We start from the raw sequence: 15245 nt of genomic DNA on the forward strand, positions 1-15245 counted from the left end.
AGGGTCGGGGGCGTGAGCGAGACACCACCCAACACCCTGCAATACCGCTTTGACGGGCCAGAAGACGCTCCGGTCCTGATCCTGGGTCCCTCACTGGGTACCACATGGCACATGTGGGACCGCCAGGTGCCCGAACTGGCCGAGCAATGGCGGATCTTCCGCTTCGACCTGCCCGGTCACGGCGGCGCCCCGGCCCACCCGGCGGGCTCCGTCGCCGACCTGGCCGCGCGGCTGCTGGCCACCCTCGACGCGCTCGGCGTGCAGCGGTTCGGCTACGCGGGCTGCGCGCTCGGCGGCGCGGTCGGCGTGGAGCTGGCCCTGCGCCACCCCGAGCGGGTCGCCTCGCTCGCGCTGATCGCGGCCTCGCCGCGGTTCGGCACGGCGGACGAGTTCCGGCAGAGGGGCGTCATCGTCCGCACCAACGGCCTCGACCCCATCGCCCGCACCTCGCCCGACCGCTGGTTCACCACCGGCTTCGCGGCGGCCCAGCCCGCGATCACCGACTGGGCCGTGCAGATGGTGCGCACCACCGACCCCGGCTGCTACATCGCGGCCTGCGAGGCGCTCGCCTCGTTCGACGTGCGCGCCGAACTCGGCCAGGTCGGCGTGCCGACCCTGGTCCTCGTCGGCTCGGACGACCAGGTCACCGGACCGGCCGAGGCACGCACCCTGGTGGCCGGCATCCCGGACGCCCGCCTCGCCGTCGTCCCCGGCGCCTCCCACCTGGTGCCCGTGGAGCAGCCCGCCGCCGTCACCGACCTGCTGGTCCGGCACTTCTCCACCGCCTGGCAGCCCGCCTACGACCACAGCACGGGCCAGACCGCCGTCCCCGGCGTCTCCCTCCGCCAGATCCCGGCGGCGCCCCCGCAGGCCGCGCCCATCGCCGAGATCGCGCCCGCGCCCGTGGTGCCGCCGCCGCAGGCGACGGGCCGCCCCGACCCCTACGACGCGGGGCTGAAGGTGCGCCGCGAGGTGCTCGGCGACGCCCATGTGGACCGGGCCCTGTCGCAGGCCGACGACTTCTCGGGCGACTTCCAGGAGTTCATCACCCGCTACGCCTGGGGCGAGATCTGGGACCGCCCCGGCCTCGACCGGCGGTCCCGCTCCTGCGTCACGCTCACCGCGCTGGTCGCCGGCGGCCACCTGGACGAGCTGGCCTTCCACACCCGCGCCGCGCTGCGCAACGGCCTCACCCCCGACGAGATCAAGGAGGTCCTGCTCCAGGCGGCGGTCTACTGCGGCGTACCGGCGGCGAACAGCGCCTTCCGGGTGGCGCAGCAGGTCATCCGCGAGGAGACGACGCCCACCGAATGAGCGCCGGGTCCGCCGGAGGCAGGATGGACCCATGACGCCCACGACGCCCACGACGCCCATGAAGCTCACGAAGAAGTCGCACGCCTGCGTCCGCCTGGAGAAGGACGGACGCACGCTCGTCATCGACCCGGGCGCGTTCACCGAGGAGGACGCCGCGCTCGGCGCGGACGTCCTCCTCGTCACGCACGAGCACCCCGACCACTTCGACGAGGCCCGGCTGCGGGCGGCCATGGAGGCCGGCCCGGGCACCGAGATCTGGACCCTGAGGTCCGTCGCGGAGAAGCTCGCGGCCGCCTTCCCGGGCCGCGTCCACACCGTCGGCCACGGCGACGCCTTCACCGCCGCCGGCTTCGACGTCCAGGTCCACGGCGAACTGCACGCCGTGATCCACCCGGACCTCCCGCGGGTCACCAACGTCGGCTACCTGATCGACGGCGGCCGCGTCTTCCACCCCGGAGACGCGCTCACCGTCCCCGGCCACCGGGTGGAGACCCTGCTGGCCCCGGTCCAGGCCCCCTGGAACAAGATCTCCGAGGTCATCGAGTACGTCCGCGAGGTCCGGCCGCAGCGGGTCTACGACATCCACGACGCCCTCCTGACCGACCTCGCCCGCCCCATCTACGACACCCACCTCGGCAACCTGGGCGGCGCGCCGCACGGCCGGCTGGCGTCCGGGGCCTCCGCGGAGCTCTGAGGACGGCACTGTCACAGGCTCCGGGTAGGTTGTGAGGCATGCGCATCGCGACCTGGAACGTCAACTCGATCACCGCCCGCCTGCCGAGGCTCCTGGCCTGGCTGGAGAGCAGCGGCACCGACGTGCTCTGCCTCCAGGAGGCCAAGGTCGCCGAGGAGCAGTTCCCGGTCGACCAGCTGCGCGAGCTGGGCTACGAGGCGGCGGTCCACGCCACCGGCCGGTGGAACGGCGTGGGGGTGCTCTCCCGCGTCGGCCTCCAGGACGTCGTCAAGGGCCTGCCCGGCGACCCCGGCTACGACGGCGCCCCGGAGCCCCGCGCGATCTCCGCGACCTGCGGCCCGGTCCGCGTCTGGTCGGTCTACGTGCCGAACGGCCGCGAGGTGGACCACCCCCACTACGCCTACAAGCTCCAGTGGTTCGAGGCCCTCAGGGCCGCCGTCGCCGGTGACGCGGCGGGCAGCCGCCCGTTCGCCGTGCTGGGCGACTACAACGTGGCGCCCACGGACGACGACGTCTTCGACCCGGCCGCCTTCGAGGGCTCCACCCACGTCACCCCCGCCGAGCGCGCCGCCCTCGCCTCCCTGCGCGAGGCGGGCCTGGCGGACGTCGTCCCGCGCCCCCTGAAGTACGAGCACCCCTTCACGTACTGGGACTACCGCCAGCTCTGCTTCCCCAAGAACCGCGGCATGCGCATCGACCTGGTGTACGGCAACGCGCCCTTCGCCAAGGCCGTGCAGGACGCCTACGTCGACCGTGAGGAGCGCAAGGGCAAGGGCGCCTCGGACCACGCGCCGGTCGTCGTCGACCTGGAGGTGTAGTCCGTACTCCCGGTGGTGCCCCGCCCGTTGACGTGCGGACCGCCGTGGCAGCGCGCCCGTGATCGGTACGGCGGCCCGCGCGCCTGTGGTGTGCGTGGCGGTACGAATGTCAGGCTGGTGCCATGGAGATCCCCTTTCTTGGCAAATGGCGCAAGAGGCGTGACCCTGCCGCCGGTGTGGCGGTGTTCCCCGAGGACGGCGACGGACCGGGCGGCTACGGCGATCTCCTGGCCGAATGCGAGCTGCTGCGCTCCCTGGCGGGGCGGGAGGGCGCGGCGCTCGACGACACCGCCGCCTCGCTGGAGACGCTCGACCAGTTGGTGCCGCGCTGGCGCGACGACGACGAACTCCTGCCCTGGCTCGGCAACGACGCCGGGCTGTACCTCGGCACGGTCGTGGTGCGCACCGTGCCCGGCGCCGGCTGGCGGATCCGGCCCGACGGCCGCCCGGTGGTCCGTCTCGCCTCCGGCCGCGAGATCGACGTCGTCTCCGACGGCCAGGCCTGGGCCGCCCACGGCGTCCCCGAACTGTCCCAGGTGTACGCCGAGGTCGCCGAGGCCTGAGCCCCCGGCCCGGACCGGCGGGTACGCCACGATGACGTCGGCGACGGGGCGCCGCCGGGACTCGCCCGGTCCGGGCAGCCCCAGCGCCGTCGTCGTCCCAGCATCTCCTGGTGCCGCCGCCCACGGCCCGCACCCGGCGGGCGCGGGCCGGACGAGGCCCGTCACGAAGCGGCTCCCGGCCCCGGAACCCCCGCGCACCGCGCACCGCCCCCCTGACCGTGCGCGGCACCCCGCACCGTGCGCCGCAGCCGGTGCCGCGTCAGGCCTTCCGACGGCCCGCCCCTGTCGGCCGCCACCGTTCTCCGGACAGCCGGCCCCCACCGGTCCCCGGGGGCCTGTCCAACGCTCCGGGTCCTCACCGGTCCTGGCGGGTGCCGACCGATCTCCTGGTCGTTGCCGACCGGTCCCCACCGGTCCTGGCGGGTGCCGACCGATCTCCTGGTCGTTGCCGACCGGTCCCCACCGGTCCTGGCAGGCACCGGCCGACTCCCCGGTCGTTGTCGACCGGCCCCCTGGCGGCCGGCCCCGCGGCCGACCCGACGGCCCCGCGCCGGTGACCGGCCCGAGCCCGTCGCCGCGCACTCCGTGCCCGCCCCGCAGTCTCCGTTCGCCGGCCGTTCCCTCACCCGGAACCTCGGCTAGCATGGTCCGTTCATCCCCGCGGTCGGACGCGCGCCGCACCGCACCGGGGATGTGCAGGGCGCTCACCTCGGCCGTCGCCGCGGCGGGGGTGCTGCCGCCGGGTGGGAGCCCCCACGGTCCTTCGGCCGCGGGGGCAGTGGTCCACAGAGCTCCATCCGTCCGGCCGCGCGGCCGGAGATCACTGCTCGCGCAGGGGAACGACCCGACGGACGGGGCGTTCTGGGCGGGGAGAAGGTCAGCCGCGCGCCGGACGGGTCGTGCTCGAAGAGCACCGGCCGACGACCGACGATCCCGCCAACAGGAGGACTCAGGACGCCCGGTGGGAGGTCCGTGCGGCGGTCGCCTGGGCCGGCAGTGGTGTCTGGGCCGCCCGTGTCACGTCCGAGACCAGTTCGACCACGTCCGGGCCGTACGCCTGTGAGTTGACCACCTTCAGCAGGAGCACGAAGGAGCTGTCGCCGTGCTTGCGGTGCAGCCGTTCGTGGTGGCGGGCGAGGTAGCGGGTCGCGGCCTGGTTGGTGATCGCGCGCTGCCCGCAGAACAGGAACACCGGTCGTGTCTCGTGCCGCTGGCCCACGGTGAGCCGGGCCAGCAGCACGTACTCGGTGACGCCCGGCTCCATGCGGTAGCGCTCGCCGCCGATCTGGAACGCGCCCCGGTCGGGCCCCGGTTCGGGATCGATGTTGACCCGTACGCCCGGCAGCATCGCCGCCATGTGCGCCGTCATGCGCCGGTTGGAGCCGGGACCGCCCACGCAGAACTCGGTGCGCTCACCGAAGCCCTGATGGACCGTGTCCTGCGTGACCACCTGGACGTGCGCGCCGCAGTCCTTGACCAGCGCGGAGAGTTCCAGGAGGGCGAAGACGTCGAAGCGGTGGACCGCCGGTTCGGCGGTCGCCGGATCCCGGTTGACGACCAGCAGCGACTCCGAGTTGTCCGGCAGCCCGAAGAACGTCTGCTTGCGCCGCAGCTTCCGCTTCCACAGGTAGGTACGGGCCACCCAGCCGAGCGCGGCGCTGATACCGGCCGCGACCACACCCAGGACGATGTTGCGCACGTCGTCATTCATGGGCGCGCATGCTAGCGGGCGAACGCAAACCTGTGTTCGACACGCGCTTCCACGCGCTCCTGACGGGGCGTCGGTGGGTGGCATAGGCTGCGCGGACGGACCCGGACTGGAGGTACGGATGCGTCGCCCTGTCGCGCGGAAGCTGTCGGTCCTGGCGGTCTCTGCCGCCGTCGTGTCGGTGGGAGCGACCGCCCCACCGACCGCACCGGACACGCCGGTCGAGAAGACCCCGGTCGCCGTCGGCTACGGCGGCGCCGTCGCCAGCGTCGACGCGGACGCCTCCGCGGCCGGTATCGAGGTACTGCGCAAGGGCGGCAACGCCGTCGACGCGGCCGTCGCCACCGCCGCCGCCCTCGGTGTCACCGAGCCGTACTCCGCCGGCATCGGCGGAGGCGGCTACTTCGTCTACTACGACGCCACGTCCCGCACCGTGCACACGATCGACGGCCGGGAGACCGCCCCGCTCACCGCCGACGCGGACCTCTTCCTGGAGAACGGCAAGCCCCTCGCCTTCGCCGACGCCGTCAGCAGCGGCCTCGGCGTGGGCACCCCGGGCACGCCCGCCACCTGGGCGACCGCCCTCGACAAGTGGGGCAGCAGGAAGCTCGGCACGGTACTGGAGCCCGCCGAGCGCCTCGCCCGCGACGGCTTCACCGTCGACGACACCTTCCGCACCCAGACCGCCGCCAACGAGACCCGCTTCCGCTACTTCCCGGACACCGCCGAACTGTTCCTGCCCGGCGGCGCGCTCCCCGTCGTCGGCTCGACGTTCAAGAACCCCGACCTCGCCCGCACCTACGCGGAACTGGCGGGGAAGGGCGTGCGCGCCCTGTACCGGGGGGACATCGCCGACGACATCGTCGACACCGTCAACCACCCGCCGGTCGACCCGGCCTCCGGCTGGAACGCCCGCCCCGGCGCGCTGTCGGAGAAGGACCTCGCCGCCTACCGCGCCAAGCTCCAGGCGCCCACCAGGACCACCTACCGCGGCCTCGGCGTCTACTCCATCGCGCCCTCCTCCTCCGGCGGCACGACCGTCGGCGAGGCGCTCAACATCCTGGAGCGGACGGACCTGTCGAAGGCGAGCGAGACCCAGTACCTGCACCGCTTCATCGAGGCCAGCCGCATCGCGTTCGCCGACCGCGGGCGCTGGGTCGGCGACCCCGCCTTCGAGGACGTACCCACCGCGGAACTGCTCTCGCAGCGCTACGCCGACTCGCGGGCGTGCCTGATCCGCGACGACGCGGTCCTCACCAGCCCGGTCGCCCCCGGCGACCCGCGCGACCCGGCGGCCTGCACCACGGGCGGTACGGCCGCGCCGACGACGTACGAGGGCGAGAACACCACCCATCTGACGGTGGCCGACAAGTGGGGGAACGTCGTCTCCTACACCCTGACCATCGAGCAGACCGGCGGCAGCGGCATCACCGTCCCCGGGCGCGGCTTCCTCCTCAACAACGAGCTGACGGACTTCTCCTTCGCCCCGGCCAACCCGGCCGTCCACGACCCGAACCTGCCCGGCCCGGGCAAGCGGCCGCGGTCGTCGATCTCACCCACGATCGTCCTCGACCGGAACGACAGGCCGGTGGTGGCGCTCGGCTCGCCCGGCGGCGCCACCATCATCACGACCGTGCTCCAGACCCTCACCGGCTTCCTCGACCGGGGACTGCCGCTCGTCGACGCCATCGCCGCGCCCCGCGCCAGCCAGCGCAACGCGGCCCAGACCGAACTCGAACCGGGCCTGTACGGGAGCGGGACGGCGAAGGCCCTCGAAGCGCTGGGGCACTCCTTCCGGCTGAACGCGGAGATCGGCGCGGCCACCGGCGTGCAGCGGCTGCCCGACGGCAGGTGGCTGGCGGCCGCCGAGACGGTACGGCGCGGTGGCGGCTCGGCACAGGTGGTGCGCCCCGCCTCATAGCGCGCCCGCTTCATGGGGCGCCCCGCTTCATGGGGCGCCCCGCCTCACAGCTCCGGCGGGGGGACGTCCGTCGTGGGGACGGGGGGCGTGGGGACGGGCGGCGGCGGGGTGCCGAACGCCAGCCGTCCGTTCCCGACGTCCACGCTCACCCGGTCGCCCTCCCGCACCCGTCCGTCGAGCAGCAGCCGGGACAGCTCGTTGTCGACCTCGCGCTGGATGGTGCGGCGCAGCGGACGCGCACCGTACTCGGGCTGGTAGCCGCGCTCGGCGAGCCAGTCGACGGCCGCGTCCGTGAACTCCACCGTGATGCCCTGCGCGCGCAGCAGCCGACGGGTCTGCTCCAGCAGCAGATCGGTGATCTCCCTCAGCTGCCCGCCGGTCAGCTGACGGAAGACGACGATCTCGTCGATGCGGTTGAGGAACTCCGGCCGGAAGTGCTCGCGCAGCGGCCGCAGGATCTGCTCCCGCCGCGCCACCTCGTCGGCGTCCGTGCCGCCCGACCCGAAACCGATGCCGGCGCCGCGCCGGGTGATGACCTCCGACCCCAGGTTGCTGGTCATCACGATGACCGTGTTGGCGAAGTCGACCGTGCGGCCCTGGGAGTCGGTGAGCCGGCCGTCGTCGAGCACCTGGAGCAGGATGTTGAAGACGTCAGGGTGCGCCTTCTCCACCTCGTCGAGCAGCAGCAGCGAGTACGGGTGCCGGCGCACGACCTCGGTGAGCTGGCCCGCCTCCTCGTGGCCGACGTAGCCGGGCGGGGCACCGACCAGCCGGCTGACGGTGTGCCGCTCCTGGTACTCGCTCATGTCGAGGCGCACCATGCGCTCCTCGCTGCCGAACAGCGCCTCGGCGAGGGCGCGGGCCAGCTCCGTCTTGCCGACGCCGGTCGGGCCGAGGAAGAGGAAACTGCCGATCGGCCGGTCCGGGCTCGCGAGACCGGCGCGGGAGCGCAGCACCGCGTCGGAGACGACCCGCACGGCCTGGTCCTGGCCGATGACCCGCTCGTGCAGATGCTCCTCCAGGCCCAGCAGCCGCTCCTTCTCCTCCTGGGTGAGGCTGGCGACGGGGATGCCGGTCTGCCGGGACACCACCTCGGCGACGGCCCCCGCGGTGACCTCCAGGTCGAGTCCCTCGTCCGCCTCGCCGCCTCCGGCCGCGTCCTCGATGCGCTGCCTCAGCTCGACGATCCGGTCCCGCAACTGGGTCGCCTGCTCGTACTGCTCGTCCGTGACCGCCTGGTCCTTGTCCCGGACGAGCTGCTCGACCTCGCGCTCCATGGCGCGCACGTCCGTGCCCTTCGTCCGGGCGCCGAGGCGGACCCGGGCGCCGGCCTGGTCGATCAGGTCGATGGCCTTGTCCGGCAGCCGCCGGTCGGTGAGGTACCGGTCGGACAGCTCCACGGCCGCGACCAGCGCCTCGTCGGTGTAGCGGACCTGGTGGTGGGCCTCGTAGCGGTCCCGCAGCCCGCGCAGGATCTCGATCGTGTCCGGCACCGACGGCTCGGGCACCAGGATCGGCTGGAAGCGGCGGGCCAGCGCCGCGTCCTTCTCGATCCGCCGGAACTCCTCCAGCGTCGTCGCGCCCACGATGTGCAGCTCGCCGCGGGCCAGCGGCGGCTTGAGGATGTTGCCCGCGTCCAGGGAACCGCCCTCCCCGCCTCCGCCGGCGCCGACGACGGTGTGCAGCTCGTCGATGAAGACGATCAGCCGGTCGGAGTGGGTGCGGATCTCGTCGACGATGGTGTTCAGACGTTCCTCGAAGTCGCCCCGGTAGCGGGTGCCGGCGACCACGCCGGTCAGGTCCAGGGCGACGACCCGGCGCGCGGTGAGGACGTCCGGCACGTCGCCGTCCGCGATGCGCTGGGCGAGCCCCTCCACGACGGCGGTCTTGCCGACGCCCGCGTCGCCGATCAGCACCGGGTTGTTCTTGCCGCGCCGGGAGAGCACCTCGATGGTCTGCTCGATCTCGTCGTCGCGTCCGATCACCGGGTCGATACGGCCCTGGCGGGCCAGGTCGGTGAGATCACGCCCGTACTTGTCCAGCGTGGGCGTGCCGGTGGGCCGGGGCCGCTCCGTCCGGTCCTGCGGGGCGTCCGGGGCCTCCGTCGCACCGCCGCCCGAGGGCGCGAACCGGGCCGCGTTCAGGATGTGGCCGGCCGCGGAGTCCGGGTTCGCCGCGAGGGCGCTCAGCACGTGCTCCGGGCCGATGTGGCCCGCGCCGCGCGACCGGGCCAGGTCATGGGCGTCCAGCAGGGCGCGCTTGGCGGCCGGGGTGAGGGACAGCGAGGTGAGGGCCGGCGAGTCGCCCGGCGGGTGCTGGGCAGGGCCCGACCGCTCGTCGATCTCCGTCGCGAGGGAGTCGGGGTCGGCGCCGGCCCGGCTCAGCAACGTGCGCGTCGGCTCCGTCACGAGGGCGGCGCGCAGCAGGTGCTCGGTGTCCAGATCGCGGCTGCCGTGCTCGGCGGCGTACTGCGCCGCGCCGCGGACCAGGTCCCTGGCCGGCTGGCTGAGGAGCTGGCCGATGTTGATCTGGCGGGGGCCGGGGCGGGGCCCGCCGAAGAAGCGGGCCAGGAATTCACCGAAGGGGTCGTTGTAGCCCTCCGGGCTGGTGAAGCCGCTGGTCATGGCGTTCCGTTCCATCGACTGCACTGCCGGTGCGACGGGTGCCCCTGCCGTGCGGTGCTAACCCTGCGAGGTGGGTGGGGACACCGTGTCCACCTTGTCACGGTCGTTGGTGGGCAGCATGTTGTGCCGGGTGGTCGGGGTGGTCGGGGTGGTCGGGGTGGTCGGGGTGGTCCGGTGGTCGGGTGGTCCGGCTGGTCGGGGTGGTCGGAATGGTCCGGTGGTCGGGGTGGTCGGGTGGTCCGTGGTTCCGGCGCGCGCGGGTGGCGGAGGGGAGGAGGGGGCGGAGGGAGCGCGGGTGGTGCGGGTGGTGCGGCGGCTGCGGGCCGTGGGGCCGGGCGCGCGGCCCCCGTGGTCCCCGGTGGCCCCCCGCGCCCCCTCCCGGGCGCTGTTCTACCGCCGCTCGGTGAGGATGCGCGGGCCCGACTCCGTGATCGCCACCGTGTGTTCCGCGTGGGCCGCCCTCGAACCGTCGTTCGTCCGGAGGGTCCAGCCGTCGGGTGCCTCGTGGTAGCCGTCCGTGCCGCCGGCGATGACCATGGGCTCGATCGCCAGGACCAGGCCGGGGCGCAGCGGGAGGCCCCGGCCCGGCCGGCCCTCGTTGGGCACCGGCGGGTCCTCGTGCATCCGGCGGCCGATGCCGTGCCCGCCGAAGCCGTCCGGGATGCCGTAGCCGGCGGCCCGGCAGACCGCGCCGACGGCATGGGCGATGTCGCCGATGCGGTTGCCCACGACGGCCGCCTCGATGCCGGCCGCGAGGGCCCGTTCGGCGGTCTCGATCAGGCGCAGGTCCGCCGGACGCGGCCGGCCCACGGTGAAGCTGATCGCCGAGTCGCCGGCCCAGCCGTCGAGCTGTGCGCCGCAGTCGATCGAGAGCAGGTCGCCGTCGCGCAGCCGGTAGCCGTCGGGGATGCCGTGGACGATCGCCTCGTTCACGGACGCGCAGATCACCGCCGGGAAAGGGGTGGGTGCGAAGGACGGCCGGTAGCCGAGGAACGGTGAGGCCGCCCCCGCGGCGCGCAGCACGTCGCGCGCCACCTCGTCCAGCTCCAGCAGGGAGACCCCCACGTCGGCGGCGTCCCGCACGGCCGTCAGCGCACGCGCGACCACCTGGCCCGCCTCGTACATGGCATCGATCGATGTGTCCGTCTTCAGTTCCACCATGCCAATTACTATACCGGTATTAGAATGACGGCATGGTGCGCACCCCGTTGACCCCCGAAGAGCGCGAACGCGGCGAGCGGCTCGGCGGCCTCCTCCGCGAGGCCCGAGGCGGCCGCAGCATGACCGAGATCGCGGCGATCGCCGGCATCTCCGCCGAGACCCTCCGCAAGATCGAGACCGGCCGGGCCCCGACCCCGGCCTTCTTCACGGTCGCCGCCCTGGCCCGGGCCCTCGGGCTGTCCCTGGACGAGCTGGCGGAGCGGTGCGCGCTCGTGCCGGTGTGAGCCGGGAGCGAGGGGCGTCCCGCCTCACCCTCCCGCCCCTCCCGCGTCACCCCGGAAAACTCCCCGTAGCCGCGCTGTAACACAACTCGTGTTTTCTACGGAGCGTGATGCTCCGGTCGCTCGGGAGGTGGACGATGGCTCCGGATCGGTTCCCGGCCCCGGTGCGGGAGTTCGCGGACTACCTGGACGGCCTCCTGGCGCGCCTGGACCAGGGCGCCGGCTGGTGCGCGGTGTTCTGGCAGCGCGACCCGGACGGCATGCGAGCCTGTCTCGACGGGCACGAGGTGCCGCCGTGGGACGTCGTGGAGGCGCTGCTCCAGGACCTGGCCGCGGAGTACGGCACACCGGCCGCCGCCCAGGACGCGGAGCGGGCCCGGTTCCTGCACCTCGCCGCCCTGGTCGCCCATGACGACCGGCCCGGCGGCCGCGACTCCCTGGAGGGCCGGCTCGACGTCCTGCTGCGCGAACAGCGCCACGCGGTCGGGCGCCGGGCCGAACTGAGCCGTCTGCTGGCCGCCGCGGCCGACCGCGACGAGACCGACGCCCTCCGCCTCGACCTCGCCTGGGCCCACGACGACCACGAGCGGGCCACCGCCCGCTGCGCCGAACTGCGGTACCGGATCGCGGAGGCCGACCGGCGCGCGGAGGACGGGCGGACGCCGACCCCGCACCCGACGCGGCGGACCGCCGACGGCCCCGGCCCGAGCGCCACGGCGCCGACGTACGCCGATGCCCCGATCGCCACGCCCTCCGTGTACGCCGACGTCCCGATCGCCACGCCCTCCGTGTACGCCGACGTCCTGACCGTCACGCCATCCGCGTACGTCGACACCCCGAGCACCACGGCGCCCACGTACACCGACGGCCCGATCGCCTCCGCCACACCCGCACCCGCACCCGCACTCGCCCCCGCTCCCGCCCCTGCGCCCGCTCCCACCCCCACCCCCACCCCCACCCCCAAGCAGCGCAAGCGCCGGCGGGGCAGTGCCCGTTTCGCCGGCCTGGTGGAGGTGGAGGAGGAGGCCGCCGCCCCCGTCGTAGTACCGCCCGCCGCCGAACCCGCGCTGTCCGCGTTCGCCGCGTCCCCGCCCGCCGCGTCCGCCTCGGCCGTGTCCCCGTCCGCCGCCCGCCGCGCCCCACGCGGGGCCCGCTTCGCCGGGGCCGCCGAGGCCGTGGCGGAGCGGCCCGAGCCGGGGGGCGAGGCGTGGGCCGAGCCGGGGGACGCGGTGGCGCGGCGGGAGAGCGCCGAGGCGGTGGACCGGCTGGTGCGGCTGCGTGCCGAGGGCCGCAGCGGAGAGGCCCATGCCCTGCTCGCGGAACTCGCGTACTGGCCCGCCGCCCGGATCCCGCTGCTCGCCGCCGACCTCCGCCGCGCCGGGCTCGACGCCGACTGGACGACCCTGCTGTGGGAGGCCGCCTCGCTGCCCGCCGAGCGGCTGGTCGCCGCCGCGGACGCCCTGGCCGAGGCGGGGCACACGGCCGACGGGGAGCAGATCCTGCGGCAGGGCGTCGTCCGGCCGGCCGACGAGATCGGGGAGGCCGTCCGCGGACTGCTCGCACAGGGCCGCCGCCCCGCGGCACGGGCGCTGCTCGACGCCTACGTCCGGGTGCGCACCCCCGAGGAGGCGGCCCGCAGCGCCGCCCCGGACCCGCAGGTCCTCGTCCCGCTGCTGCTGGAGGCGGCCCGGGGCGTGTCCGACGAGCGGCACCGGTACCTGGCGCACGCCCTGCGGGCCGCCGGTCTCACGGCCTGACCGGTGCCCGCCGGATACGCCGTACGGCCGTGGCTCACCCACCGGAGTGTGAAACGCGATCGACACCGCGGGTTGACGACGATGGTCTTGGCAAGCCCGTCCGGGAGGCTTACGTTCGTCCCTCTACGGCCGTCGTCTACGGGCGTAGAGGCTCTGGCGTTCCCCGTCGAAGGAGCAGCTCATGGCCAACGTCGTCCGTGCCGCCCTGGTCCAGGCCACCTGGACCGGCGACACCGAGTCCATGGTGGCGAAACACGAGGAGCACGCCCGTGAGGCGGCCCGGCAGGGCGCGAGGATCATCGGGTTCCAGGAGATGTTCAACGCCCCCTACTTCTGCCAGGTCCAGGAGCCGGAGCACTACCGCTGGGCCGAGCCGGTCCCCGACGGGCCGACCGTCCGGCGTATGCAGGACCTGGCCCGCGAGACGGGCATGGTGATCGTCGTCCCCGTCTTCGAGATCGAGCAGTCCGGCTTCTACTACAACACCGCGGCCGTGATCGACGCGGACGGCTCGTACCTCGGCAAGTACCGCAAGCACCACATCCCGCAGGTCGAGGGCTTCTGGGAGAAGTACTACTTCAAGCCGGGCAACCTGGGCTGGCCCGTCTTCGACACCGCTGTCGGCAAGGTCGGCGTCTACATCTGCTACGACCGACACTTCCCGGAAGGCTGGCGGCAACTGGGCCTCAACGGAGCCCAGTTGGTCTACAACCCGTCGGCGACCCACCGCGGCCTGTCCGCCCATCTCTGGCGGCTGGAGCAGCCGGCGGCGGCCGTCGCCAACGAGTACTTCGTCGCCGCCATCAACCGGGTGGGGGTGGAGGAGTACGGCGACAACGACTTCTACGGGACCTCCTACTTCGTCGACCCGCGCGGCCAGTTCGTCGGCGAGCCGGCCGGCGACAAGGACGAGGAACTCGTCGTCCGCGACCTCGACTTCGACCTCGTCGAGCAGGTGCGGCAGATCTGGGCCTTCTACCGCGACCGCCGCCCCGACGCCTACGAGGGGCTGGTGCGCCCGTGAGCGACGACCTGTACGCCCGCCACCGCAGGGTCCTCCCGGACTGGCTCGCCCTCTACTACGACGATCCGCTGGAGATCACCCACGGCGAGGGCCGGCACGTCTGGGACGCGCAGGGCACCAGGTACCTCGACTTCTTCGGCGGCATCCTCACCACGATGACCGCCCACGCGCTGCCCGAGGTGGCGAAGGCGGTCGGTGAGCAGGCCGGGCGGATCGTCCACTCGTCCACGCTCTACCTCAACCGGCCGATGGTGGAACTCGCCGAACGCATCGCCCGGGTGAGCGCCGTCCCCGACGCCCGCGTCTTCTTCACCACCTCCGGCACCGAGGCCAACGACACGGCCCTGCTGCTGGCGACGGCGTACCGGCGCAGCAACACCGTGCTGGCGATGCGCAACAGCTACCACGGCCGCTCCTTCAGCGCGGTCGGCATCACCGGCAACCGCGGCTGGTCCCCGACCTCCCTGTCCCCCCTCCAGACCCTGTACGTCCACGGCGGCGTGCGCACCCGCGGCCCCTACGCCGCGCTCGACGACCGGGCGTTCATCGAGGCCTGCGTGGAGGACCTGAAGGACCTCCTCGGCCACACCCGGCCGCCCGCCGCGCTGATCGCCGAGCCGATCCAGGGCGTCGGCGGCTTCACCTCGCCCCCGGACGGACTCTACGCGGCGTTCCGCCAGGTGCTGCACGAGCGCGGCATCCTCTGGATCGCCGACGAGGTGCAGACCGGCTGGGGCCGCACCGGCGACCACTTCTGGGGCTGGCAGGCACACGGCCGCAACGGGCCGCCGGACATCGTCACCTTCGCCAAGGGCATCGGCAACGGCATGTCCGTCGGCGGTGTCATCGCCCGCGCCGAGATCATGAACTGTCTGGACGCCAACAGCATCTCGACCTTCGGCGGCACCCAGATCACCATGGCGGCCGCCCTCGCCAACCTCGCCCACCTGCTGGAGCACGACCTCCAGGGCAATGCCCGGCGGGTCGGGGGACTGCTCATCGAACGGCTGCGGGCCGTCAGCGCGCACGACCCGGGCGTACGGGAGGTACGCGGGCGCGGACTGATGATCGGCGTCGAGCTCGTCCGGCCCGGCACCGACGAGGCCGACCCGGACCGGGCGGCCGCCGTCCTGGAGGCGGCCCGCGCGGACGGCCTGCTGATCGGCAAGGGCGGCGGCCACAGCACCAGCGCCCTGCGCATCGCACCACCGCTGTCCCTGACCGTCGAGGAGGCCGAGGAAGGCGCCGCGATCCTCGACGGCGCACTCAGGAGCACGCGGCACTGATCGGTACACGGCGCCGAGGTACACGGCACCGAGGAGCACGCGGCACCGAGGAGCACGGCATCGAGGAGCACGCGGCACCGAGGAGCACGGCACC

Annotated in this window: 12 protein-coding genes; 9 read left to right on the forward strand and 3 right to left on the reverse strand. The window is 73.9% G+C overall.

From position 1 onward, the window contains the following. The first annotated feature begins 12 nt into the window (after positions 1 to 12). The 4 genes from pcaC to ACIP67_RS28775 all read left to right on the forward strand — a co-directional run bounded on the left by pcaC (position 13) and on the right by ACIP67_RS28775 (position 3389). A complete protein-coding gene (gene pcaC / locus ACIP67_RS28760) occupies positions 13 to 1314 on the forward strand; it encodes a 4-carboxymuconolactone decarboxylase (protein ID WP_401695756.1) in 1302 nt (433 codons plus the stop codon). Between the two features lie 58 nt (positions 1315 to 1372). Further along, positions 1373 to 2008: an MBL fold metallo-hydrolase gene (locus ACIP67_RS28765; protein ID WP_401695870.1), complete on the forward strand. Its 636-nt coding sequence runs from the start codon at positions 1373 to 1375 to the stop codon at positions 2006 to 2008. Positions 2009 to 2046: 38 nt separating this feature from the next. Next, positions 2047 to 2826, forward strand: coding sequence for an exodeoxyribonuclease III (locus tag ACIP67_RS28770; RefSeq protein WP_401695757.1), 780 nt, complete (start codon positions 2047 to 2049; stop codon positions 2824 to 2826). A gap of 122 nt (positions 2827 to 2948) precedes the next feature. After that, the gene (locus ACIP67_RS28775; RefSeq protein ID WP_401695758.1) at positions 2949 to 3389 is read left to right on the forward strand and encodes a DUF6278 family protein; all 441 of its coding nucleotides are present in this window, start codon (positions 2949 to 2951) and stop codon (positions 3387 to 3389) included. 949 nt (positions 3390 to 4338) lie between these two features. Here ACIP67_RS28775 and ACIP67_RS28780 read toward each other — a convergent pair. Continuing rightward, the gene (locus tag ACIP67_RS28780; protein ID WP_401695759.1) at positions 4339 to 5100 is read right to left on the reverse strand and encodes a hypothetical protein; all 762 of its coding nucleotides are present in this window, start codon (positions 5098 to 5100) and stop codon (positions 4339 to 4341) included. A gap of 118 nt (positions 5101 to 5218) precedes the next feature. Between ACIP67_RS28780 and ggt the strand changes: the two genes are divergently transcribed. Beyond that, a complete protein-coding gene (ggt, locus tag ACIP67_RS28785) occupies positions 5219 to 7018 on the forward strand; it encodes a gamma-glutamyltransferase (RefSeq protein ID WP_401695760.1) in 1800 nt (599 codons plus the stop codon). Positions 7019 to 7062: 44 nt separating this feature from the next. On the opposite strand, the gene ACIP67_RS28790 is transcribed toward ggt, so the two are convergent. Continuing rightward, positions 7063 to 9642: an ATP-dependent Clp protease ATP-binding subunit gene (locus ACIP67_RS28790; protein ID WP_401695761.1), complete on the reverse strand. Its 2580-nt coding sequence runs from the start codon at positions 9640 to 9642 to the stop codon at positions 7063 to 7065. A 390-nt stretch (positions 9643 to 10032) separates the two neighbouring features. After that, entirely contained in the window at positions 10033 to 10803 is a 771-nt protein-coding gene (gene map, locus ACIP67_RS28795; protein WP_401695762.1) for a type I methionyl aminopeptidase, read from the reverse strand. Between the two features lie 32 nt (positions 10804 to 10835). Here map and ACIP67_RS28800 point away from each other — a divergent pair, with 32 nt between their 5' ends. The 4 genes from ACIP67_RS28800 to ACIP67_RS28815 all read left to right on the forward strand — a co-directional run bounded on the left by ACIP67_RS28800 (position 10836) and on the right by ACIP67_RS28815 (position 15151). Further along, positions 10836 to 11087, forward strand: a complete 252-nt coding sequence (locus ACIP67_RS28800) for a helix-turn-helix domain-containing protein (protein WP_401695763.1) — start codon at positions 10836 to 10838, stop codon at positions 11085 to 11087. A 134-nt stretch (positions 11088 to 11221) separates the two neighbouring features. Beyond that, positions 11222 to 12841, forward strand: a complete 1620-nt coding sequence (locus ACIP67_RS28805; RefSeq protein WP_401695764.1) for a hypothetical protein — start codon at positions 11222 to 11224, stop codon at positions 12839 to 12841. A gap of 181 nt (positions 12842 to 13022) precedes the next feature. Next, positions 13023 to 13865 carry a nitrilase-related carbon-nitrogen hydrolase gene (locus tag ACIP67_RS28810; RefSeq protein ID WP_401695765.1) on the forward strand — a complete coding sequence of 281 codons (843 nt, stop codon included), beginning with the start codon at positions 13023 to 13025 and terminating at the stop codon, positions 13863 to 13865. Continuing rightward, positions 13862 to 15151 (forward strand): aspartate aminotransferase family protein, encoded by a 1290-nt coding sequence (locus tag ACIP67_RS28815; RefSeq protein ID WP_401695766.1) that lies wholly within the window; start codon positions 13862 to 13864, stop codon positions 15149 to 15151. The genes ACIP67_RS28810 and ACIP67_RS28815 overlap by 4 nt, the downstream gene beginning before the upstream one ends. Positions 15152 to 15245: the final 94 nt, after the last annotated feature.

Origin of the sequence: Streptomyces sp. NPDC088812, from assembly GCF_044750285.1 — a bacterium.
Taxonomy (GTDB): Bacteria; Actinomycetota; Actinomycetes; order Streptomycetales; family Streptomycetaceae; genus Streptomyces.